General features: G+C 54.0%; 19 protein-coding genes. 12 read left to right on the top strand and 7 right to left on the bottom strand.

The window, feature by feature from the left end; all coding sequences use genetic code 11:
* Positions 1-27: 27 nt before the first annotated feature.
* Positions 28-1866 carry an SLC13 family permease gene (locus AYK82_RS11785; RefSeq protein ID WP_068315935.1) on the top strand — a complete coding sequence of 613 codons (1839 nt, stop codon included), beginning with the start codon at positions 28-30 and terminating at the stop codon, positions 1864-1866.
* Between the two features lie 92 nt (positions 1867-1958).
* On the top strand, positions 1959-2744 hold the full coding sequence (locus tag AYK82_RS11780; RefSeq protein ID WP_068315932.1) for an arginyltransferase: 786 nt from the start codon (positions 1959-1961) through the stop codon (positions 2742-2744).
* 112 nt (positions 2745-2856) lie between these two features.
* On the opposite strand, the gene AYK82_RS11775 is transcribed toward AYK82_RS11780, so the two are convergent.
* Positions 2857-3441 (bottom strand): LabA-like NYN domain-containing protein, encoded by a 585-nt coding sequence (locus AYK82_RS11775; protein ID WP_068315930.1) that lies wholly within the window; start codon positions 3439-3441, stop codon positions 2857-2859.
* A gap of 727 nt (positions 3442-4168) precedes the next feature.
* On the opposite strand from AYK82_RS11775, the gene rpoZ reads away from it, so the two are divergent.
* From rpoZ to parC, 9 genes are all read left to right on the top strand, one after another.
* Positions 4169-4564, top strand: coding sequence for a DNA-directed RNA polymerase subunit omega (rpoZ, locus tag AYK82_RS11765; protein WP_068315924.1), 396 nt, complete (start codon positions 4169-4171; stop codon positions 4562-4564).
* Positions 4565-4656: 92 nt separating this feature from the next.
* Positions 4657-6900 (top strand): RelA/SpoT family protein, encoded by a 2244-nt coding sequence (locus tag AYK82_RS11760; protein WP_068315922.1) that lies wholly within the window; start codon positions 4657-4659, stop codon positions 6898-6900.
* Between the two features lie 193 nt (positions 6901-7093).
* Positions 7094-7711 (top strand): DUF2062 domain-containing protein, encoded by a 618-nt coding sequence (locus AYK82_RS11755; RefSeq protein ID WP_068315920.1) that lies wholly within the window; start codon positions 7094-7096, stop codon positions 7709-7711.
* Positions 7712-7765: 54 nt separating this feature from the next.
* A complete protein-coding gene (gene acpS / locus AYK82_RS11750) occupies positions 7766-8185 on the top strand; it encodes a holo-ACP synthase (protein ID WP_068315917.1) in 420 nt (139 codons plus the stop codon).
* Between the two features lie 228 nt (positions 8186-8413).
* Positions 8414-9166 carry a signal peptidase I gene (lepB, locus tag AYK82_RS11745; protein WP_068315914.1) on the top strand — a complete coding sequence of 251 codons (753 nt, stop codon included), beginning with the start codon at positions 8414-8416 and terminating at the stop codon, positions 9164-9166.
* A 70-nt stretch (positions 9167-9236) separates the two neighbouring features.
* Positions 9237-9947 (top strand): ribonuclease III, encoded by a 711-nt coding sequence (gene rnc / locus AYK82_RS11740; RefSeq protein ID WP_068315911.1) that lies wholly within the window; start codon positions 9237-9239, stop codon positions 9945-9947.
* A 33-nt stretch (positions 9948-9980) separates the two neighbouring features.
* Positions 9981-10925, top strand: coding sequence for a GTPase Era (era, locus tag AYK82_RS11735; protein WP_068315908.1), 945 nt, complete (start codon positions 9981-9983; stop codon positions 10923-10925).
* Between the two features lie 27 nt (positions 10926-10952).
* On the top strand, positions 10953-11735 hold the full coding sequence (recO, locus tag AYK82_RS11730) for a DNA repair protein RecO (RefSeq protein WP_068315899.1): 783 nt from the start codon (positions 10953-10955) through the stop codon (positions 11733-11735).
* 56 nt (positions 11736-11791) lie between these two features.
* On the top strand, positions 11792-14041 hold the full coding sequence (gene parC, locus AYK82_RS11725; RefSeq protein WP_068315896.1) for a DNA topoisomerase IV subunit A: 2250 nt from the start codon (positions 11792-11794) through the stop codon (positions 14039-14041).
* 85 nt (positions 14042-14126) lie between these two features.
* Here parC and AYK82_RS11720 read toward each other — a convergent pair whose 3' ends face one another.
* The 4 genes from AYK82_RS11720 to dapA form a co-directional block, all read right to left on the bottom strand.
* Entirely contained in the window at positions 14127-15839 is a 1713-nt protein-coding gene (locus AYK82_RS11720; protein ID WP_068315893.1) for a methyl-accepting chemotaxis protein, read from the bottom strand.
* A gap of 254 nt (positions 15840-16093) precedes the next feature.
* Positions 16094-16621 carry an inosine/xanthosine triphosphatase gene (yjjX, locus tag AYK82_RS11715; protein ID WP_068315891.1) on the bottom strand — a complete coding sequence of 176 codons (528 nt, stop codon included), beginning with the start codon at positions 16619-16621 and terminating at the stop codon, positions 16094-16096.
* A gap of 59 nt (positions 16622-16680) precedes the next feature.
* Entirely contained in the window at positions 16681-17160 is a 480-nt protein-coding gene (gene smpB / locus AYK82_RS11710) for an SsrA-binding protein SmpB (RefSeq protein ID WP_068315888.1), read from the bottom strand.
* 54 nt (positions 17161-17214) lie between these two features.
* Positions 17215-18093 carry a 4-hydroxy-tetrahydrodipicolinate synthase gene (dapA, locus tag AYK82_RS11705; RefSeq protein ID WP_068315885.1) on the bottom strand — a complete coding sequence of 293 codons (879 nt, stop codon included), beginning with the start codon at positions 18091-18093 and terminating at the stop codon, positions 17215-17217.
* Between the two features lie 423 nt (positions 18094-18516).
* Here dapA and AYK82_RS11700 point away from each other — a divergent pair, with 423 nt between their 5' ends.
* The gene (locus AYK82_RS11700; protein WP_068315882.1) at positions 18517-20769 is read left to right on the top strand and encodes a transglycosylase SLT domain-containing protein; all 2253 of its coding nucleotides are present in this window, start codon (positions 18517-18519) and stop codon (positions 20767-20769) included.
* Between the two features lie 86 nt (positions 20770-20855).
* Here the strand turns inward: AYK82_RS11700 and AYK82_RS11695 are convergent, their stop codons facing one another.
* A complete protein-coding gene (locus AYK82_RS11695) occupies positions 20856-22085 on the bottom strand; it encodes a porin (RefSeq protein WP_068315879.1) in 1230 nt (409 codons plus the stop codon).
* A gap of 601 nt (positions 22086-22686) precedes the next feature.
* Positions 22687-24330 carry a porin gene (locus tag AYK82_RS11690; RefSeq protein ID WP_172795236.1) on the bottom strand — a complete coding sequence of 548 codons (1644 nt, stop codon included), beginning with the start codon at positions 24328-24330 and terminating at the stop codon, positions 22687-22689.
* Positions 24331-24652 lie beyond the last annotated feature (322 nt).

The raw sequence follows: 24652 nt of genomic DNA, 5'->3' as shown, positions 1-24652 counted from the left end.
TTGCCCGGCGAAGTCAACGGAGCTGCAATGGACGCGTTCAGTCTGCCTATGATTCTTGTGTTTGCCACCATAGGCATCACCATTTTGCTTTATGCAACTGAACGCTATAGCATCGAAATCACAGCGCTTGGCTCCCTTGTCGCCTTAATGCTTATCGCGCAGGTTAGCGGCCTTGAATGGCAAGGCAGCCAGCTATCCCCGGCAGACCTGCTCACCGGCTTTGCCAATCCAGCCCTTATCACCGTCATCGCCCTGCTGATCGTTGGTCAAGGCCTGTTCCATACCGACGCGCTTGAAAAGCCGGCCCAGTTCGTTCTCAAAGTCTCGCGCCGTCGCAAATGGCTGGCATTCACCCCTCTGCTGCTGATCGTCGGCGCGCTTAGCGCTTTTTTGAACAACACCCCTGTCGTCGTCATGGCCCTGCCGATAATCACAGCAGTTGCCGCCGCCCACGCCCGCTCTCCCGCACGCATGTTAATGCCGCTATCCTTCATCACCATCCTTGGCGGCATGACCACCATGATCGGCTCTTCAACCAACCTGCTTGTGGCCAGCATCGCTAATGCCTCCGGAGAGGTCGATTTTGGTTTCTTTAGCTTCTTTGAAATTGGCCTCCTTACTATCTCTGTAGGCGTACTTTACGTCCTGTTTGTCATGCCGCGCCTGCTCACCCCGCGCAAAACCATGGCCGAAGAGTTTCGCGGCACCAGCGGCAAACAGTTTATCGCGCAAATCCCAATCACCTATGGCCATCCACTGGCTGGCAGCAAAGCCGTGGCCGGTCTCTTTCCCAGCCTGAAAGACATGACCGTGCGCCTCATCCAGCGGGGCGAGCGCCCCCTGCTGCCTCCATTTGAAAACGTGGTTCTCTCGCCCGGCGACACTGTCATTGTCGCCGCTACGCGTGATACTCTCACGAAGGCCATGAGCCGCCGCAACCCTCTGTTGCCAGCCGATAGTAACGAGAGCAACGGCAATGGTGACACAGAAACCACCACCACCCCCTCAGGCGCTCTGGTACTAGCTGAGGCTGTTGTTGCTCCCGGCTCCCGCCTGATCGGCCGCACCATCGCTCAGGCTGGGTTTCATGCCGATACCGCCTGTGTTGTCACCGGTTTGCAGCGTCGCTCCCGCATGCCCCGCATGGCCATGACCGATATTCGCATGGAGGCCGGTGACGTTCTCCTCATTGGCGGTAACGAAGAAGATATAGGTCGCTTGCGCGGCAACCGCGATGTCCTCCTGCTCGATTGGTCCGCAACCGAGCTCCCGCAAAGACAATATGCCCGCCGGGCATTGTTTGTCTTTGCAGCCATGATCACCGCGGCCATCTCTGGCCTCGTCCCCATCGTGGTGGCCTCCGCTGCCGGATGCTTTGCCATGATCGCCTGTGGCTGCCTCAACATTCGCCAAGCCCTGCGCACCGTGGACAGCCGCATCTTTATGCTCATCGGTACCTCCATTGCTTCTTCACTCGCCCTACAAGCCTCTGGCGGCGCCAGCCTGATCGCCTCAACGCTGGTCTCCATCGCCGAGGGCAGCTCTCCGGCCATGCTGCTCTCCTTGATGTTTGCCGTGGTCGCCATCCTCACGAATTTGCTCTCCAACAACGCGACGGCCGTAATCTTCACACCCATCGCGATAGATATGGCCCACCGTGTCGGCGCTCCGGTTGAACCCTTCATCGTGGCATTGATTTTTGCCGCCAATTGTTCCTTTGCCACCCCCATTGGCTACCAAACCAACTTGATCGTCATGGGCCCTGGCCACTATCGTTTCTCCGATTTTCTTATGGCGGGAACCCCGCTGGCACTCATTGTTTGGCTCACATTCTCCCTAGTCGCCCCGTTCTACTATGGCCTCTAGGTGCCCGATAGATTTGCAGATGACAAACCTATCGGCTTTCTGCAACAATGGTGGCCTGAGAGCGAAACACCTCTGGACAGATCTGGATAGGAATGACACGGCAGTTTTTTGAAAACCCGCAATTCTACCTCACCGCCCCCAGCGAGTGCCCTTATTTGGAGGACCGCAAAGAGCGCAAGGTCTTTACACACCTTGTCGGCCCCAACGCCACGTCTTTGAATGACGTGCTCTCGCAAGGTGGCTTTCGTCGCTCGCAAAACATTGTCTATCGCCCGGCCTGCGAGGAGTGCAGCGCTTGCGTTTCGGTGCGCGTTTGTGCCAGCCAGTTCAAGATGACCCGCTCTTTCCGCAGGTCATGGCAGCGTCTGCGCAGTGTAGTTGGCGAGGAACTGCCCCCCTCCGCCTCGGCAGAACAGTACGATCTGTTTCAAAAATATCTCGCCGCACGCCATAATGACGGCGGCATGAGCCGCATGACGCTGCCCGAATACGCACTCATGATCGAAGATACTCACGTCGAAACAGCAATCATCGAGTATCGCGCCAACACTGTGGACCTGAACACAGGCGCGCATTCACAAGGCCCCTTACTCGCCGTCGCTCTGACCGATCGCCTCATAGACGGGCTTTCGATGGTCTATTCGTTTTTTGACCCCGATTTTTCCGAGGGTAGTTTGGGCACACACATGATACTTGATCACATTGAACGTGCTCGCAGCCTTGCACTTCCCTATGTCTATCTGGGATATTGGGTGAACGGCTCTCAAAAGATGGCCTACAAACGCCGCTTTCAACCCCAGCAACACCTAGGCGCCGCAGGCTGGGTAGAGGACGACGGCGAAGTCGAGGACGACCCGCTTGGCCAGTTCGGACACTAGCCGATATCGCCTTGAAGCTTTGCACCGCTAAAGCCATTGGCAACAAAAGGGGATGACTACAAAAAAGGGAGGCTATGCCTCCCCTAAAAAACTCTTAGAAATCAACGTGCGATCAGTAGTCGTCTTCCACCGCACCCTCATCCTCATCCATCATACGCTGCGGACGCTCACTAGGATCTCGCCCAACCTTCTGCATCAGCGTGCTGAGCTCGATAAAGTGATCCGCCTGACGGCGCAGATCATCGGCAATCATCGGCGGCTGCGTTTGCAAAGTAGAGACAACAGATACTTTGCGGCCACGGCGCTGCAACGCCTCAACCAAAGATCGGAAGTCACCATCACCTGAGAACAACACCACGTGATCAACATGATCAACCAACTGCATGGCGTCGACGGCAAGCTCGATGTCCATGTTACCTTTAATTTTGCGGCGCCCGGTAGAATCAACAAACTCCTTAACCGGCTTGGTCACCACCTTATAACCGTTATAATCCAACCAATCGATCAGCGGCCGGATAGACGAGTATTCCTGCTCCTCGACAAGCGCTGTATAGTAGTAGGCACGTAATAAGTACCCCTTGGCTTGAAACTCCTTAAGCAATCGTTTGTAATCAATGTCAAAACCGATGGCCTTGGCAGTTGAATAAAGATTTGCTCCATCAATAAATAAAGCTATTTTTTCGCGAGGATCGAACATAATCTCGTTTGCCTTTCCAGTGCACAGCAACGCTTGTTTTAAACTCTAACACAATCCAGTAAAAAATCTGATCTGGCTTTCTTCTTACAGACTTTTTACATGGCCGCGCAATCATGCGGCCCTCGTGATAGATTTATATCACCAGCCGACACTGACCACTACCTCCTATATGAGACGGACCCGTTAATAAAGGTCGAACGCCCCCATCTCTCGAAAAACGAAACTAAAGCATGCTGAAAAAAATTGACAGATTTAGCATATTAAAATCAACAGAAACTCAGCATCTATTAGTACTTATTAAGAATCAAAAGCAAATATCCAGCGAAAACCATACGCAAGCGCACACAAAATTCTAAGAATAATTTAACCCAAAGCAAAGCAACTAAGTTTTCAAAGAACCTATCACACAAGAAAAATCGGAAGCGCATTGTATTTTCAACGGATTTCATGAAATTATCGAGAAAATAGTCGCCGAGTTTTTTGCCACCGGACAATCATTCCTTTCACAAATTTCAGTTAAACGAAAATTTTCTAAAAATTTGACCCTGAAAACGGTTACATGCAAATGCATTATCGTTACGTTATTTCAATCTTCATCTTCGCTATTTCAAATAGCATACAGACACCCCTTCATATCTTCTTAGAAAAACGCAGATAGGCTCTTGCTTGCAAAATAAAAGCCATATAAGAGTGTCGGACTGAATTCCCACCAATACGGAGTATATCTATGGCGCGCGTGACCGTCGAAGATTGCATCGACAAAGTCGAAAACCGGTTCGAGCTGGTCCTACTTGCCAGCCATCGCGCCCGGATGATTTCCAGCGGCTCCCCTCTGACGATCGACCGCGACAACGACAAGAACCCCGTCGTATCCCTGCGCGAAATCGCTGATGAAACCGTCAGCCCAGAGGATCTCAAGGAAGATCTCATTCACTCCCTACAAAAATATGTAGAAGTAGATGAGCCAGAGCCAGAGACCGCCCCGATGATTCCGAGCGATCCGGCAGCCGTTGAAATGTCGTCCACCGACGACAGCGAAGTTGTCTTTGATACCATGACCGAGGAAGACCTGCTTAAAGGTCTAGAGGGTCTGGTTCCGCCAGAGCGGACAGACGACTACTAAGCCCAATTTTGCCGGCGCCGACCCTGTCGGCGCCGGTTTTTCTTTGGCGCTGCAGGAATTCCCAAAACCTTGCCTGAAGCGACCCAATTCCCATGATGCGTCAGTACGAACTTGTTGAAAGCGTTACCAGTTACAACGCCAATGCCGATGAGGCACTCCTCAACAAGGCCTACGTCTATGCCATGCAAAAGCACGGCTCCCAATTCCGCGCCTCCGGCGACCCCTATTTTTCCCACCCCCTCGAAGTTGCAGCAATCCTCACAAAACTAAAGCTGGATGACGCAACCATCGCCGTAGCGCTCTTGCACGACACCATTGAGGACACCGACGCCACCCGCGCCGAAATCGACCAGCTGTTTGGCGAAGAGATCGGCAAGCTGGTTGAAGGTCTTACCAAAATTTCGCGGCTTGATTTGGTATCACGCAGAGCCAAACAAGCGGAAAACTTCCGCAAGTTGCTGCTCGCCATCTCCGATGATGTGCGCGTCCTACTGGTCAAATTGGCCGACCGCTTGCACAACATGCGCACGCTGCATCACATGCGCGAAGACAAGCGCGCCCGCATCGCCGAAGAAACCATGGAGATCTACGCACCGCTCGCAGGCCGAATGGGGATGCAGGAGATTCGCGACGAGCTGGAGGATATTGCCTTTGAAACCCTCTATCCTGAAGCCTGCGCGACCATCAAAGAGCGCCTGTCGCAGCTGCACGGGAAAAACGAAGGCATCATCGCTGACATTGAGGCGGATCTTACCCAGCGCCTCGCCGAGCGTGGCATCACCGCCAAGGTCAGCGGCCGCGAAAAACGTGCCTACTCCATTTTTCGCAAAATGGAGCAAAAATCCCTTGGTTTCGAGCAGCTCTCCGATATTTACGGCTTCCGTGTTATCGTTAACACTGTCGAGGCCTGCTATCGGGTTCTTGGGGTTATCCATACAGTTTGGCCCTGTGTGCCGGGTCGCTTTAAGGACTACATCTCTACGCCAAAGCAAAACGATTACCGCTCGCTGCACTCCACCGTGGTCGGCCCCAAGCGCCAGCGTGTCGAGCTGCAAATCCGCACCGACACCATGCATCGCATCGCCGAAAACGGGATTGCCGCGCATGCGCTTTATAAGGATGGCGTTTCCGGCGGGCGCGATATCTCTGGTCTGACAGCAGAATCGCGCGCCTATGGCTGGCTGCGCTCCACCATTGATATGCTCGCCCATGGCGATACCCCAGAAGAATTCCTTGAGCACACCAAATTGGAGTTATTCCACGATCAGGTCTTCTGCTTTACGCCAAAAGGGCGACTCATTGCTTTACCTCGCGGCGCCACACCAATCGATTTTGCCTACGCCGTCCACACAGACATCGGCAACACCTGTGTCGGCTGTAAAGTGAATGGCCGCATTTCTTCGCTGGTCACTGTGCTGGCCAACGGGGACGAAGTTGAAATCGTTCGCTCCAAAGCGCAAACCCCGCCGCCAGCTTGGGAAAATATCGCCGTCACCGGTAAGGCACGCGCCGCAATTCGCCGCGCCACCCGAGCCTCAGCCCGCCAGCAATATGGCGACTTGGGTCGCCATATCTTGGAGCGCGCGTTTGAAAGCGCTGGTAAACAACTGGTGCCAGAAGATCTGGAGGGCCTTGCCGGTTCTTGGAGCAAAGAAAACCTGTTGGACATCTACGCTGCCGTTGGCCGCGGCGAGTTGTCAGCCGAGCAAATCCTGCAAGTGGTCTACCCCGATGTAAAGCCAGAAGCCGCAGAGCGGGCAAAAACTGCCCTGCCCGCAGCCACCGCAGCCGATGGCTGGTTCGACCTTGGTCAAAGCTCATCGGTTAAATTCAAGGTTCCGGAAACAAGTGCGCGTGGTGGCGCTGAGGGCGAAGAAAAGGCGAGCCCGTTTCCAATCCGCGCCATGGGCAACACGCTTCCCGTGCGCTTTGCACCAAATGGCGGCGCAGTGCCCGGCGACCGCATCGTCGGTATCCTCAGCCCCGGTGTTGGCATCACGATCTACCCAATTCAATCACCTGATCTAAAAGATTTTGAAGATCAACCGGAGCGTTGGCTCGATGTCCGCTGGGAACTAAATCCCGACAACCCGGAGCGTTTCCCGGCGCAGATCGCGGTTTTTGCAGTCAACGAGCCCGGTTCGCTGGCCACCATCACCAAGGTTATCGCCGAGTTGCAAGGCAACATCGACAACATCAAGATGATCCGCAAGGCCTCGGATTTCCACGAGATGCGGATAGATTTGGAAGTCTGGGATCTCAAACACCTCAATCAGATCCTGAATCAGTTGCGCTCCAAGGCCAACATCTCCAATGCAAAGCGCATTAACGGTTAAAAATCAGGCACCCGGATGACGAAAGCAACCTAACGTTATCCGGGCCACCAGTAGCTGCAAGGAAAAATGGTTTGCAACCACACGATAGCCGGATTTTTCCTTGAACCTCGTTTAATCGCAGTGTATCCGGCTAAAGCGCCCCATAACTTTAGGGATGTAAAAAGGCAGATGCCCAACAAAAGAAGTTCAGGGAATGCTCTTTAAACGCCGACAGACCCCATCTCGCCTAGAGCGCCTTCGCGTGGCCGTGTGGCCGCGCCGCAGTTGGCTGCGCTCGGCCAAATACTTCGGCAAGCGGGTGTTGCGTCTTTCCGCCAGCCCCCACACCGTCTCCATGGGGTTTGCTTGCGGCGCCGCCGCCTCGATCACGCCATTTGTGGGCTTTCATTTCATATTCAGCTTCATTCTGGCATTTGTGACCAGAGGCAACATGCTGGCCGCCGCACTCGGCACAGCTGTAGGCAACCCGCTCACTTTTCCGTTCATCTGGGCGACCACCTACAAGCTCGGCAGTTTCCTGCTTTATCAAGAGGCTAAGGATGCCCCGCCAATCAAGGCACTAAAGCTTACCGCAAAAAAGTTTAAACACGCTGACATGCCACTGCTTGAAAAAGCGCAGGCCTTCCTCAGCCACTCCATGGATACCTTTGTGCCAATGCTGGTAGGCTCCCTACCACTGGCCCTGATTTGTGGCTTGGCCTTCTACTTTCCTGTACGCCGCGCCGTAGAAGCCTATCAGCGCAACCGCTTTCAGCATTTCCAAAAGCGCCGCGCCCAGCATATCATGGAGATGCAAGACCCGGAGGCCTAAGCAGGCTTTTCGTCGCCCATCCTGTTTCAAGTCAGCTGAAGAAAGGTCGCGCAGATGATTCTAGGTATCGGTTCAGATCTTTGCGATATCCGCCGCATCGACAAAACGCTCGCCCGATTTGGCCAACGTTTTCAGGAGCGCGTCTTCACCCAGATCGAACAAACAAAGTCGGAAACCCGGAAAAACCGCAGCGCCTCCTATGCCAAACGCTTCGCCGCCAAAGAAGCTTGCTCAAAGGCCCTCGGTACCGGCCTGTCCATGGGCACCGCTTGGAAAGAAATGGGCGTTGTTAACCTGAAAAGCGGCAAACCCACCATGCACTTGACCGGCAAAGCCGCTGAACGCCTCTCCGCCATGACGCCCACCGGCTTTACCGCGCAGATTGATGTCACCATCACCGATGACTTTCCGTGGGCACAAGCGTTCGTTGTCATCTCCGCCCGCCCCGTCGATTGGCCGGAGCCGCAAGCATAACCGCCGGTGACCACGAAAACCGATCTACGCGACATATAGACAGCCCTCGCCCCTTCTTCCCATAAAAAACCGCAGAGCTGCCCCGTTGTCATTGCACAGTGGCTCTTGAACGGCTATGAGTGCCTACTATGTTAGATAGCGCAGGTTGCCCATGCATTTGCAACTTGCAGCACAAGAAGCTTTAGCGCGGCAGCTGGGCCGCTTTCTTTTTGACAACTAAGGATAATCATGAGCGTGTCCCAAGATAGCAAAGAACAGGATGGTGGCGTCTACGAGACCATCAAGGTTGTTGTACAGGCGCTACTGCTCGCTCTTGTTGTGCGCACATTTCTGTTTCAGCCGTTCAACATTCCCTCCGGCTCGATGAAAGATACCCTGCTGATCGGCGACTACCTCTTCGTCTCCAAATTCAGCTATGGCTACAGCCAATACTCGTTCCCCTTTGGCTTGGTACCCATGGATGGACGTGTCTGGTCCGGCGAACCCAAACGCGGCGATGTCGCAGTATTTAAACTGCCGAGCGACAATTCCACCGACTACATAAAACGCGTTATCGGCCTGCCGGGCGATGAGATTCAGATGCAAAATGGCGTACTGTTCATCAATGGCAAAGCTGTAAAGCGCGAGCGCATTGATGACTTTATCGAAAAGGATGCCTCTGGCACCCCGCGCCGCGTTACCCGTTACATGGAAACCCTACCGAACGGCGTTTCCTACCACACGCTGGATTTGTTTGCCAACGGCACCACCGACAACACGCGCGTGTTTAAAGTCCCAGCTGGACACTATTTCATGATGGGTGACAACCGCGACAACTCGCAGGACAGCCGCGTCATGAGCGCTGTGGGCTTTGTGCCCTTCGAAAATTTCGTGGGCCGGGCCGATGTAATCTTCTTCTCGCTGGAAGAAGGCGCCGCCCCATGGATGTTCTGGAAATGGCCTTGGTCCATTCGCTGGGAACGCTTGGGGACAACCCTTTAAGCTTTTAAGCGCATACTGGCGCCGGGCCCTTCAGCCCGGCGCTTCGAATTTTCACACCGTAAGCACGTAAATGATAAAGAACAAAAAAAACGAGAACGATCACAAGCTGGAAGAGCGGATCGGCTATACCTTTAAAGACAAGCTCCTGTTAAAGCGCGCCCTCACCCACGCCAGCGCCTTACCTCTGCACGCAGCCGCCGACAGCAGCTACCAGCGCCTGGAATTCCTCGGTGACCGCGTCTTGGGCCTTTCCGTCGCCACCATGCTGGAGGCTGAATACCCCAAAGCGGAAGAAGGTGAACTCGCCCGCCGGCTCAACCAGCTTGTAAAGAAAGAAACATGCGCCGAAGTCGCCAAAGAATGGCGGCTGGGCAATCACATGCGCGTTGGCGATGCCGAGGCCCGTTCAGGTGGCCGCACCAAAGCAGCTCTGCTTGCCGATATGTGCGAGAGCATCCTCGCCGCCATCTATCTGGACAGCGGCTACGCCGAGGCCGACCGCATCACCCGCAAGTTTTTCGCCCCGCGCATGAAGTCCTACGCTGGCCCCCTGCGCGACGCCAAAACCACCTTGCAAGAATGGGTACAGGGCAAAGGCAAACCCACCCCGACTTATGCTATCATCGACCGCAAAGGCCCCGACCACGCGCCGCTCTTTGTTGTTGAGGTCACCATCTCCGACACACATCCGGCCAGAGCTGAAGGCAAAAGTCGCCGCGCAGCCGAGCAAGCCGCCGCAACCGAAATTCTTGTCCGTGAAGGCGTTTGGGCCGAGAGCTAGGCCCCGCCAATCACCGCAAAGGGACATCCATAAATGACCGAATTCACACCAGAACCAACACCGGAAGAGACCCCAGCGGGCCAACAGCCAACCAAGGCGGGCTTTGTCGCGCTGATCGGCGCGCCCAATGCAGGCAAATCCACCCTGCTGAACCAACTGGTCGGCCTGAAAGTTTCCATTGTCACCCATAAGGTGCAGACCACCCGCACTATGATCCGCGGGGTTGCCATCAAAGACGAAAGCCAGATTGTCTTCGTCGACACGCCGGGCATTTTCCGCCCCCGCCGCCGCTTGGATCGCGCCATGGTCGACAGTGCATGGGGCGGCGCCAAAGACGCCGACGTTATCGCCGTTCTCATTGATGCCACCCGCGGCATTACCGAAGCCGTCGAGCGTATTCTGACCGAGCTGCAAAACATCAAAATGCCCAAGGTGCTGCTGCTCAACAAAGTCGATATCACCAAGCGCGAAAAACTGCTCGATCTGGCCAAGAAAGCCAACGAGTACACCAAATTCAACCAGACCTTCATGATCTCTGCCCTCTCCGGCAGCGGCACCAAGGACATTCTGGAATATTTCGCCGGTGAAATGCCGGAGGGGCCGTGGCTCTACCCAGAAGATCAGGCATCAGACGTTCCGCTGCGCATGCTCGCTGCCGAGATCACCCGCGAAAAGCTTTATCTGCGCTTGCATGAAGAGCTACCCTACATCTCCACGGTGGAAACCGATCTTTGGCAAGAGCGCAAAGATGGCTCTGTACGTATCGAACAAACCATTTTTGTAGAGCGCGACAGCCAAAAATCCATTGTTCTGGGCAAAAATGGCAAGGCGATCAAAGCTATCTCCTCCGCCGCTCGTGAAGAAATGCAAGAAGCCTTCGAGCAAAAAATTCACCTGTTTGTCTTCGTTAAAGTGCGTGAAAACTGGTCGGATGACCCCGAGCGCTACCGCCAGATGGGGCTGGACTTCCCGCTTTAACCAGCTGCAAACCCAAGAGGAACAAACATGCAGTGGCAGGGCGAAGGCATTATTATCGGCAGCCGCAAGCAAGGGGAAAACAACCTTGTGCTGGAGGTAATGACACTGGAGCGGGGCCGTTGCATGGGGCTTGTACGCGGAGGCCGTTCGCGCCGCCAACAGCCTTCTCTGCAACCGGGCAATCATGTCTCGCTGGCCTGGCGTGGCCGCCTGGATGAGCATTTGGGCGCATTCACCATCGAGCCACTGCAACAACGAGCCGCCGCGCTTATGCAAGCGGCGCACTCCTTACACGCCCTGCAAACCCTTTGCGCCCTCCTGCGCCTTTTGCCCGAGCGCGATCCGCACCCCCGTCTCTTTCATGCGCTCGATGTAATCCTTGATCATTTGGATGATCCACATATCGGCGCACTGCTGCTCGTGCGCTTTGAGCTTGAGCTGCTGGGAGAACTTGGATTCGGCTTGGATCTTACGAATTGCGCGGCAACGGGTGCGACAGAAGATCTAATCTGGGTCTCGCCCCGTTCAGGACGCGCCGTCTGCCGCACTGCAGGCGCGCCATACGCGGCAAAGCTGCTCGAACTCCCCGCGTTTTTACGCAGCAACGATGAGAGCAATAGTTTTCTTGCCACTCAAGCAATGCTGCCTCAACCTATTGAGGAGATCGTCAAGGGCTTCGAGCTCACCGGCTACTTTCTTCATAAATACATCTACGAACCTCGCACGTTAAACTGGCCACCCGCCCGCGATAGCTACTTAAACGCGTTGCGGCGAAGTCAGCATTCCGCCAGTGAAAATGTGACAGATTAGCCATTTTCACCTGCAAACATCTTGCGAAACCCCCTTTAAGAAGCTAGTCAAGGGCCATGGGAAACGAACGCACTGATTTTGACGCGTCCCAGACCATCAATCTCAAAGATGCTCTGGAAGAACGCTACCTGTCCTACGCGCTGACAACGATCATGCACCGCGCCTTGCCGGATGTGCGCGATGGCCTCAAGCCCGTACACCGGCGCATTCTTTACGGCATGCGCTTGCTTAAACTGGACCCCAAAGCCGGTTTCAAAAAGTGTGCCCGCGTGGTTGGCGATGTCATGGGTAAATACCACCCGCACGGTGATGCGGCGATTTACGACGCACTGGTGCGCTTGGCGCAGGATTTCTCGGTCCGTTATCCGATGGTTGATGGCCAAGGCAACTTCGGCAATATCGATGGCGACAGCGCCGCAGCCATGCGTTACACCGAAGCGCGCATGACCGATGTTGCCATCCGCTTGCTTGACGGACTGGACGAAAACGCCATTGATTTTCGCGAAACTTATGATGGCCTCGATAAAGAACCCGTTGTTCTGCCCGGTGCCTTTCCCAATCTCTTGGCCAATGGCTCCACCGGTATCGCTGTTGGCATGGCCACATCAATTCCCCCACACAACGCTTATGAGCTGTGCAATGCCTGTCTGCACCTGATCAAGGAACCGGACGCTACCACAGAAGAGCTGCTCACCCATGTCAAGGGGCCGGATTTCCCAACCGGCGGCGTAATCGTCAATGATCAAGGCTCTATTGTCGAGGCATACAAAACCGGACGCGGCAGTTTCCGCACCCGCGCCAAGTGGCACAAGGAAGAAGGCCCGCGCGGCACCTACAACATTGTTGTCACGCAGATCCCCTATCAGGTACAAAAATCCCGCCTGATCGAAAAAATTGCCGAGCTCCTTACCGCACGCAAACTGCCACTTCTTGATGATGTGCAGGACGAATCTGCCGAAGACATCCGCTTGGTTCTGGTGCCGCGTAGCAAAACCGTTGATCCGGAATTGCTCATGGCCTCACTCTTCAAACTCACCGATCTGGAAAGCCGTTTCTCGCTCAACATGAACGTACTTTCCGGCGGCGTTGTCCCAAAAGTGATGGGGCTAAAAGATGTCTTGCAAGAATGGCTTGACCACCAGAAAGATGTGCTGGTGCGACGCTCCAACCACCGGCTAGAGCAGATCCGCCACCGCATGGAAGTGCTGGAAGGCTATCTGGCCGCTTATCTCAACATTGACGAAGTCATCCGCATTATCCGTGAGGAAGACGACGCCAAAGCCGAACTTATTCGCGCCTTTGAGCTGACCGATGTACAAGCCGAAGCGATTCTCAACATGCGCCTGCGCTCCTTGCGCAAGCTGGAAGAAATCGAAATTCGCGCCGAACATGACAAGCTGTCCAAAGAACGCGACAGCCTAGAGGCCATGCTCGCCTCACCCGCCAAACTATGGAAGCGGGTCGCCAAGAATATCGGCGAGATTGCCAAGGCCTATGGTCCAGAAACAGAGATCGGCAAACGCCGCAGCCAGTTCGGCACGGCCAATGACCGCGATCTGGAAGACATTCAGCAAGCTATGATTGAAAAAGAGCCCATCACGGTTCTTGTTTCAGAAAAAGGCTGGATCCGCGCCATGAAAGGCCATGCGCAGGATGTAAGCAATGTCTCGTTCAAGCAAGGCGACGCGCTCAAACTCTCCTTCCACGCCGAGACTACTAGCAAATTGCTGGTCTTCACCACCGGCGGCAAATTCTTTACCCTGGGTGCGGACAAACTGCCCGGAGGCCGCGGCCATGGCGAACCAATCCGCCTCATGGTAGATATGGACGAGGCGCAAGACATTCTAACAGTCTTCCCGCATGATCCAGAACGCAAACTCCTGCTCACCACAACCGACGCACGTGGTTTCATCGTCAAGGAAGGCGACGTTGTTGCCAACACCCGCAAGGGCAAACAGGTCCTGAACGTAAGCGCCCCCGAAGAGGCCAAGCTCTGCATTCCAGCCCATGGCGATCAAGTGGCCGTCATTGGCGACAATCGTAAACTGCTTGTGTTCCCGCTTGCGCAAATCGCTGAAATGACCCGCGGCCGTGGTGTCCGCCTGCAGCGCTACCGTGACGGCGGCATTGCTGATGCCAAGGTGTTCAAGTCCGAGGACGGTCTGAGCTGGCACGACAGCTCTGGGCGTACCTTCACCCGCACAATGGACGATCTGGTGGATTGGCTAGGCGATCGCGGGCAGGCTGGGCGCCTCCCTCCAAACGGCTTCCCGCGCACCAACAAGTTTGGCGGCAATAGCCTCTAGCAGATAACCGACGATACAGTTCAAACATAAAAAAAGGCCGCTGCTTCAACGCAGCGGCTTTTATTCTTAATACGCAGCCACAGGCCTAGGCAGCGCGCACATCCTGCATCAACTTGGTAAACGCATCACGGATCATTTGTGCCTGCGCGTTCAGTGCCTGCGAAACATTAAGTACCCGCTCTGCTGAACCGCGTGTTTTGTCAACCGCTTCGGCCAGCTCCGCCATACCCGCAGCCACTTGCTGCGTGCCGCTCGCCGCCATCTGCACATTCTGGCTAATCTCTTCCGAGGCTCCGCTTTGTTGATCAACCGCAGACGCAACAGTTGCAGCATAACTGTTTACCTGTGCCATGGTCTCGCTAATCGAAGCGATATCTCCGACCACTGCCTGTGATGACCCCTGAATCCCCTCAACCTGCGCCGAGATTTCCTCAGTAGCTTTGGAGGTTTGTGTTGCAAGCTCCTTCACTTCGCTCGCGACCACTGCAAAACCACGCCCCATCTCACCGGCACGTGCCGCTTCAATGGTGGCATTCAGAGCCAACAAGTTGGTCTGCTCTGCAATATCACGAATAAGATCAACCACTTCTCCGATTTTTTGAGTAGATTGATCCAGCGCCTCAACCCGTTCATTGGTCTGCTGTGCGCTATCGCTCGCACCGGTGATTACTTTTGAAGTCTCACTGATTTGGCGGCGAATTTCACCAATCGATACACTTAGCTCTTCAGCTGCTGTGGCCACGGCCCCAACATTTGTCGAGGCCTCTTCAGAAGCAGCCGCGGCGCCGGTGGATTGCTCTGCGCTTGCCTCGGCAATCGACGACAGCCCCTCGGCAGTATGCTCCATCTCATCAGCCCACTTGCCAACTTCAGTAAGGCTTTGTTGAATGGCTGTGTCAAATTCATTTAGCAAGACATCAATGTGCTCCTGCCGCTTCAAACGCTCAGCTTGCTCGGCAACCTGCGCTTCTTGCAGGCGCAACCGCTCAGCATTATTGTCACGCAGCACCAGAAACGCTTGCGCCATGCGGCCAATTTCATCCTGACGTTTGGCATAGGGCACTTCCACATCATCACGGTTTTCTGCCAATGCATGCAGCGCCGAAGTTATAACCGGTATCGGTGCCAGCATAATCCGCATACCGACAACCGCAGCGCCTGTCAGCAGAACTGCAAGGATCAGCAGCCCCATCATCAAACCATCACGGACCCGTTCGACCATTGCATCCACATTGGCCTTTTCCATACCTACGTAAAGAATGCCCACAACCTTCGATCCGGAGAAAATAGGCTCGTAAAGTGTGTAATAGGGAATTCCAAGGATAATGGCTTCACCTAGATAAGTCTCGCCTTTGGTAACGACTGGATATACCTTGCCATTCTGACCAAGACGGGTGCCAACCGCACGGCTACCATCAGACTTTTTGATGTTGGTGGTCTTGCGCCAAAAGTCTTGTGTCGCTTCATCCCACGCAAAAACGGTCGCCGTTTCACCAATCAACTCACCTATGTGGTCAATCATCCTGTGGTCAGTAAATTCAGGCAGTTGCGCTAGGGAAATTCGCTCAACCTGATTGGCGCTTGTGTAGTTGACTTTAACCTCTTCTTGGTCGAGGGCAAACTGCTCGGCAGCCACCCGGATGTTAAACTCCTGCCGGTGTATAACTTCCTTTTCCAACGTATTTTGTAGTAGATAATCCGTAATCGCTGTAAGCGTTCCAAGCGCCAACAGGATAGCCACCGCGACCAAAGTCGCCCCTTTGGTGATCAAACTGCGACGCGCCCAAAGTCCTTGCATAAGGCCCTCCAACACATGAAAAAAATATGCATACATCACAAATTGTTATGCATCCATATAATACCTCAGGTTTACGTAGTTTCCTGTGTATGCGTCAACAGTTTAAGCTTAAAAGCACCTATTATACTTCAGTTTAGAAAAACACTAATATTCATTAGTGCCACTATACAAAAATATCACGACAAGTATCTATCGATTCTCGTCTACGCTTTTTTGAAAATTCCTTTCATAAGGACATCACTACCTCTAAGACATCAGGAAAATTCCTTATTTTTGAATAACATAAGAGAAGAGCACAATGTGTCGTAGTAGATGCTCTCGCGCGTGTGTAGCCCGCCGGTTATCACTCCAAAAGCCCCGTCATTATGCTTTGAATTCTCTGTTCCGAACACCTGATCAAACGCAATACCCAGTTCCACACCTGCGTGAACCTTGCTCATAATAGTTTCGGGCAAGGGTAAAGTCATGGACCGGCCAATGCTTTCTCGTCCATTTTTGTCTTCTGCAACCAACCACGCGAACGCAAACTCATGTGTGCCGATGCAATCGATTCCCCCCTCCGGGGCCACATAAAAGTCTGCGCCGGGCACATGATGGCGTGCATCAGCCACTCGGTTTCGAGCGCCAAGTAGGGTTTGGGCATCCCCCATCGGCTGATCTGGAACTTTTGACGCTGCTGTAACACCGCGCACCTCTAGTGCATCAGGCGCAAACACTGTCGCAAACGCTCTTTGTACTGCGCGAACTTTCACAGGATTGGTGGAGCCCACAATTACCAGCATACTTCTCTCCAAACAAAAAAGGCAGCGGTTACCCGCTGCCTTGAACTTTAACTCTGAATTTAAACGCTTGTCTTAAGTAAGCGTTGCTTCTCGCGGTTCCAGTCCCGCGTCTTCTCGTTTTGCCGCTTGTCGTGCAACTTTTTCCCGCGAGCCAACGCAATCTCGATCTTTGCACGGCCATCTGCATTGAAGTAAATTTTCAATGGCACGACGGTTTTACCGTCTTTCTGCACAGCACCGGATAGTTTATTGATCTGCCGCTTGTGCAACAACAGACGCCGTGGCCTGCGCGGCTCGTGGTTAAACCGGTTGCCCTGCTTGTATTCGGGAATGTAGATATTGTAGATCCACATCTCGCCCTGATACTCGGCTGCATAGGATTCAGCGATATTGCTCTTGCCCGTTCGCAGCGATTTTACTTCTGTGCCTTTTAGCTCGATCCCAGCCTCAAACACCTCTTCAATCTCGTAGTTGAAGCGCGCCCGGCGGTTATCACTAATCACGGTGCGCTCTGGTGCGCTACCTTTTTTGGCAGCCATGGATCTTCCTTAAAGCTTGCGTGCGGGCGGTGCAGGCACCGCCCGTCACGATAATTAGTCAATAAGCCCTGCATGCACCATTGCCGCGCGAATGGCAACCTGTGTCGCCTCACTCACCGGCACCAATGGCAATCGCAGCTCATTGCTCATTTTGCCAAGCAGAGAGAGCGCGTATTTTGCGCCGGTCGGATTTGGCTCGATAAACAATGCGTTATGCAATGGCGCGAGCTTATCCTGTATCGCCAGCGCTGCTGCGTAATCACCCGCAAGTGTCGCCTCTTGGAACTGGCTACACAGATCAGGAGCAATATTTGCCGTTACCGAAATACAGCCAAGCCCACCATGCGCGTTGAAGCCTAGCGCTGTTATATCCTCGCCAGAAAGCTGCAAAAAGTCCGAGCCGCAGGCCTGCCGTTGCTCGCTAACCCGTGCCATATTTGCAGTAGCGTCTTTCACGCCGATGATGTTTTTGTGCGCACTATGCAACTCTGCCATAGTATCCGCACTCATATCGATCACCGACCGCCCGGGAATGTTGTAGATCAGGATTGGTAGATCCACCTCGCTGGCCAACGCCGAGAAATGCGCTTTTAGGCCCGCCTGATTGGGCTTGTTGTAATAAGGCGTCACAATCAGCAGCCCATCAGCGCCCACTTTTTGCGCGTGCTGGCAAAAATCAATGGCCTCGACAGTGTTGTTTGAACCAGCACCGGCAATAATCGGCACCCGGCCTGCAGAAACCTCCACGGCCATCGCGATAACGCGTTTGTGCTCATCATGGGTCAGCGTTGGGCTTTCACCAGTAGTGCCCACGGGAACAAGCCCGTGGGAGCCCCGTTTTATCTGCCAATCCACGAATTCCTGGAAGGCCTTTTCATCCACCGCACCATCCTTGAAAGGGGTGACCAGGGCAGGGATTGATCCTTTAAACATCTCAGGGTCCTCGTAAAATGGCAGGCGCCTCGTGCGCCTTGCTAGATGAGTCAAAATTGCTTTGCCACATTAATCACCACAAGCGCCCCTCGCAATGTACCCAAAAGCCAATCCCACAAGGCATCCTCAGCTTTTTGAAGCTTTGGCAAAGGCTTTGGGCAAAACCTTGTCGTCCCGATATGCAAAAATAACAACATAAAGATCTTAGGGATAAAGCAAGCCTTAATTCAACACTGGGTTTAAAGCAAAATTTACCTTAAAAGTGTCTTTTAGGCGCAAGAATGAAGCTGCGTTTTTGTTGCCCTCATATTGCCGCCGCAAATCTCAGCAATGACATGAAACCACGTGTTTTAGGGCCAGTCGTTTGGCCAGCACGTCCAAATAACCAGTTTTCTAAGTTTTTTGGGCGAAGAAAGGATGAGAATGCCATCTCGACCGATCAAAGCGGGCGCCCTTCTTGCCGCCCAAGTTTTTGCTGTGCTGTGCTTTGCCTCCACGTCGGCCCACGCATTATCCGCCCAAAGATTTGGTTACACCAGCTCGAAGCCCTTGCCCAAGCCAGCGGGGTATGGCGCACCAACCATGTCTGACGGCGGCATCGCCGTCCCCTTTCCCCGGCAAAAACCACAGGCGCAGCACCTCGGCACCGCGGCAGCTCAGCAGCTCGCCTACGCTCCGCCTACCCGGTCTCGCTACAGCACGCTACCAACTGCAAGAACTACGAATGAAATGCGGGCGCAAGCGCACCGCCTGTTTGCAAAAGGACTTGAGAGGCAACAGGTTCACACAGGAAAATCCAACCTATCCCGCCTTATCAAATTCATTGACGAGGGCAAAACTGCAGAGGCTCTGCAGCAGCGCCGTACAATCTCGCGCGGTCTTGACAAGCGCCTTGCTGACTGGCTCTTGGTAACTTATGGCGGACCGCAAATCCCCCCTGCCTACATTTCCCAGTTTGCCGCAACCGCTGGCAATTGGCCAAGTGTAAAAACGTTTCGCGCCAAAGCAGAACAGTCTTTGGCTGCCGCAAAGCTTACGCCCACGCAAGTCATTGGAGCCTTCGGCCAAAGCACGCCTGAGGCTGCAGCTGGAAAACTTGCCCTCGCCCGCGCTTACCTGACAATCGGTAATACAAGTGAAGCCACCAAACTTATCACAAACGTTTGGCAAAGCGACGCGCTTACCAATGAGCAAGAAGCCGAGGCCTTAAAAGATCTGGCCCGTCTCATTCCTGCTCAGCTACACTGGCTGCGCGCCCAGACACACGTGATGGAGGGCCGCTACACCCGTGCCTCCAAACTGGCAAGCTACCTCACGAGCGAACAACAGCGCCTTCTCTCTGCGGCCATCACCCGGCTTCGCGGCCAAAAAGGCGGAGCCAGTAAATTGGCAGCGCTTTCCAAATCCTCTAGGGATGAGCCACTTTACATTTATGCAATGGTGAAGGCCGCCCGTGCCAGCGGAGACTACGACCTTGCCGGACGCTGGCTCGCGGCGCTTTCCGCAAGCGCCGAGGCTGCGACCGATCCCGCGGAATGGTGGATTCAACGGCGCGTCGTCTCCCGGCACCTTGCGGAAACAGGCCATGGCGCGGCCGCATACAAAGTCGCCGCCGCGCACCAGTCACAAAAACCATCGGACATTGCTGAGGCTGAATTTCATGCTGGATGGTTTGCCTTACGCGCAATGAACGACCCACGTCGCGCTCTACCCCATTTTAAGAAACTGGAGAAAATCGCCAAGAAACCCGTATCCAGTGCGCGCGCGCAGTACTGGCAGGCCCGCAGCCATGAAGCCCTTGGAAACACCACCGCCGCTATTCAGCACTACTCCGCCGCCACCACATTCCCGGCCACGTACTACGGTCAACTGGCAATGGCCAAGCTAGGTGAAAGCCGCCTCCCCCTCGAGCCTGCTTATAGCTTCACTGATATTGAGGCGCAAAGCTTCAATCAAAATGAACTCGTCATGGCCATCTACCGGCTAAAAGCCATAGGTGAACATGACAAGGCCGTACGCCTCTACGCCCATCTTGCCAGTAACTTGGCCCATAAGGGCGAGTTGCGTCTGCTCACGCATCTGGCCACTTACATGGGCAAGCCGGCCTGGTCCGTCATGGCCGGCAAGCGGGCAACAACCCAGCACCCGCAACTATCCGGGGTGTCCTTTCCGTTAGAAACACTGCCACCACGCGCCATCAAAACTCCACCAATCGAACTGCCGGTAATCTACGCCATTTCGCGCAAGGAAAGCGCATTTGATCCAAAAGCAAAAAGCCACGCTGGCGCACTGGGCCTGATGCAGCTGATGCCTGCAACGGCGAAGCGCACCGCAAAAAGCCTATCGCTGCGCTACTCCAAATCCCGGCTTACATCGGATCCAGCTTACAACGCCACCCTTGGTGGCAATCTGCTGGCCCAACTCACCCGAGAGTTCAACGGCTCTTACATTCTTGCCTTTGTCGCTTATAACGCAGGGAAATCCAAGGCATACGAGTGGATCGATCGGTTTGGAGATCCGCGTGATCCGAAGATAGATCCGATCGACTGGGTCGAGAAGATTCCCTATGGCGAGACCCGAAATTACGTACAGCGTGTTTTAGAAGCAGTGCAGGTTTACCGCAGCAAAATGGGCAAGACGCAACTGGCCATCATCTCCGACCTGACACGCGGTTAGCCAGCAACAGTTTTGCCCGCATTAATGCGAAACAGGCTGGCATCTGCCAGCCTGTTTCCACTCTCGCAGCGGTGACGCAATACCCGTTAAAACACCCGCTGCACACGCATCAATGCACTGACTTCATTAAAGTCTTTCTCGTTTTCAATGAACGCCCGCGCCGCGCCCACATCAACACCCAACTCAAAACCGCGCACCGGCTCGTAAACCACATCAAAATCCACCGCGACCCGCGAATAGCTGTCCTGCGGCGCACCTTGCGGCACATGCACCACGGCATAACTGCCATCCAGATCGCTGCGCCACTGCGCATTGAAATAGTGGGTAAAACCGCCTGAAACCGACACACCCTGCGTTAGTTTGGTTTTCCCTGCGCTCAGCGCTGCATTGTAAACATTGTCAATGCCCATATAATCCATAGCCCCTTGTGCCCATTGCACCTGCAAGGCAAGCGCATCACTCGCCCCAAGTTGCGGCACGGCCAACATCAGCCCGGCCATCGCGGCATAACCAACCGTGCTGTCAACATCTGCGTCCCTAGAGCGAACTTCCGACAACGCACCGGCCACCTGAAAGCTGCCCCAATACTGGTCTGTGCGCAGTGCTGCCACCAAATCCGGATATCGGTTGGCCGCCACACCATTTAGACCACTCTTTCCCACATAAACGCCGCTATCGCGCGCCGTTCTATCTTCAAGCGCCAGTGTGAACGCCGTCCCCTGCCCGCTCTGTGCCGTGTAAGCGGCTGAAAAAGTATCGCGATCGGACCAGTTTCGCTTTACAGCCCCCATCGTCGCCCCTGTGAAGTAGTCAAACTGCGAGCGCGCCCTGCCAAAAGTAAAGCCCCCCACCTGCACATAGGCCTTGTTCAGCCGCAGCGGATTGTCATCCGCCCCATGCACCCCATCGCGCTTTGAGATGAGCCGCGCTTCCATGTCGATGTAACCACGCAGCAAGCCAAACTCGCTCTGCGTACGCGCATCTAGGCGCACACTAGCCCTTGAGCGAAACAGCAATCCCTCGCGAAAGCGGCTGTCAAAGGTTGGGTCCGGCGCGAGCAACCAGCCATCTGGCCGCGCTCCTAAATTGTTATGTAATACTTCACCGCGCACCCGCCCACCAACGCGCAGGCACGTGTCGGTCCCGGGTATAAACCAGAAACCGGCGCCGTACTGGTCGCATACGCGCACATAATCGACAGGCTCTAACAGCGTAAACGGCTCGGCTTGCGCGCGCCCCTGCCTCGGCAAATCACTGGCCTGCGCTGCCGCCGCAGCGCACATCATTGCTGCAAAGCTAAATCCCCTTAGCCCCATACCACTCTCCACTCACCTTGGTCGCGAAGAGATTGCCAAGCACCTAAGCACTAGATGTTTCTTCGCCACTTCATGACTAGGAGAATATTTGCCAATAGAGATTGCTCGCAATCCTGAACAAAAGCCAAGTCAAAGCCATAACCCTAGATGCATCCCAGCATTTACCATCTACGTCTTCTTAAGGAGGATCTAGGATTTTCAGAGAAAATCTATGAAATTTGAAAAACTGCCCATAACTGCATGAGTTTGATAAGGAACACTAAGAAAATAGCCCCTTAAAATGGGAAGCCCGGCGGGTTGGAACCGCCGGGCCAGAGACTGATTGAAGGTCAGGATTTATTCTTCAACCAGAGAATTGTCTCCGCTTATATCGGAGAAACTGCAAAGAGAACGTGTCTCGCAACACATATTGTCAAGTTTACGCGCCCAGACTATGTGCTGCGGCCTGTGCAAAGCTTAAGCATACAGGACAAGCTCGTTCCATCCTTAAATTCGCGCCCCCACCTAGGCCCTTGTTATATCCTACGAGGCCTAGAAAACAAAGCGGCGGCGCAAGCCATTAATGCCTGCGCCGCCACACATCACAATCCACTAAGAAACCTTAGAAGGTGTACTGTACACGCGCACCAACTTTGATGGTGTCAGTCTTGCTAGAAGACTTCTGCTTCTTCTTAGTGAAGTTATCAGCAGCTGTAATGGTGTCTACAGTGTCATACTTGGTGGTGGTGTCGACACGCTGCCAACCCGCATCAAGCGCCAGAACCAGACCTGCAACCGGAGCATAAGCCAGAGAACCGTCTACACCGTAGGCTTTACGATCAAAATCATAGCCATAGGTAGATTCATTCACCACACCAGCTTTAGCATATTTGAAGCTGCCGGAATTGGTGATTTTCTGGTAGGAACCATCAATCGCGAAGGTTACTTCTTCAGACAGTGCGAACTTCAGACCACCGGAAAGCGCATAGGCTTTTGCACCCTGTGCGTTCAACGAACCAGCAAGCTTGTTGCTGATCGCAAGCTGTTCAGTGCCAACAACTGCTTTTGCTCTAAGCACACCAAGCGCTGCATCGCGCTCTGCATCATCAGCGAAAGTTGCTTCCCACGCTGTGTAGTCAGCAGGCTCAGCATATACCTGACCGAGAATTGTACCCTTCAAGTCATTTGCACCATCAGCCGATGAATAAACAACTTCGGTCACTGTGAGACCAAGATCCTTTGCCGCTTTAATCTCTGCATCACTCAACACCGCAGCATCAAAATCGCCACGAGTTGCAGCAAGACCACCATTCAACCCTGCTACGCCATCAGTGTAAGCATCCAGTTTATCTCCAGCCATTCCAGAGACTAGAGTAACATCTTCGTGTCTTTTCACGATCTTAGCGTCAGCATCAGCCGTCGGGTTGATTTCGGCAAGTGTCTGCGCTGTGTAGCTGACAACAGAGTTTTTCGCATCTACATATGCCAAAGCGTCTTTTGCGTAAGCAGCGCCGAAGGCAACTTTGGTGCCGGCAACGTACTGACCCAGATCCAGCTCAACCTTACCGTTTACGCCGTAACCGGTTTTCTCGAATTTGTTCTGGTGAGCAGCAGCTGCGATTTTCGCAGAACCCCAGTCGCCTTTTGCTTCCAGAGCACCAACGAAGTCAACTTTGTTGTCCGCACCGCCATATGCGTTGGAATCTTCCAAGGAAACCGCAGCAGAAATGCCGTTGCCCAAGTTAGCGGTGTAGGACACCTGCAGAACGTCGTTATCAAACATGGAGCGATCAACAACGCCAACAGCTGCATAACCGGTGAAGCCGTTGAATTTGGAACCGGCACGACCGATAACCAGCTGGCCACCAGCGATACCCAGATCGATGTAGGCATTGCCGATACCAATGCTGGCGTCGCCTGCCTGGTCATGCTTTGCAGCGAACTCGGTGTAGGTTTTGATCATGCCGATTTCAGTGTCGGTCATGGATGTCAGGTACAGGTAGCCCTTAGTGTAGAACTCGTAGTTCTTCGCTTGGGTTTTACCGTCAGCGCCTTTTTTGAAGTTGCCGGAGGTTGCCTGCGCACGGATGCGGCCACCAACTTTAATGCAGGTGTCTTTACCTGGCAGCTGGAAGAAGCCAGCGCCGAAGCTGTCACAAGCCTGTACGTAATCGACTGGCTCAGCAGCAACAGGCAGATCGGCTGCCTGTGCGGAGGTTGCAGCAGCTGCAGCAGCGGCAGCCATAGCAATGAGTTTAGCGTTCATTAGTCCTGACCTTAAATTCAGAAAATCGAGACCCACGGCGAAATACGCCACAGGCACAACCTTAGGATTAGTTGATGTACCATTCATTGCTATATGCACACACAAAACGCAACCAAAAGTTTTAGTTACACGCATGCATAATAAGGCACATTCTACTGCGTGTTGCATTCACGCAACGAGGCAACTAATGAGAGCTAAATTTCACTAAAATATTCAATGTGTTAATAGTGTTCGCAGATTTGCACAGCTTCAAGATGCATACAAATTTAGTCACACTTGCCCTTTTTGCGTGCACAACCCATAAGTGAAAGCCCGCAGCGCA

Source organism: Polycladidibacter hongkongensis (assembly GCF_001561995.1).
In the GTDB taxonomy this organism is placed as follows: Bacteria; Pseudomonadota; Alphaproteobacteria; order Rhizobiales; family Stappiaceae; genus Pseudovibrio; species Pseudovibrio hongkongensis.
Note: the sequence above shows the minus strand (reverse complement) of the source record. Positions and strands in the feature narration are given on the sequence as shown.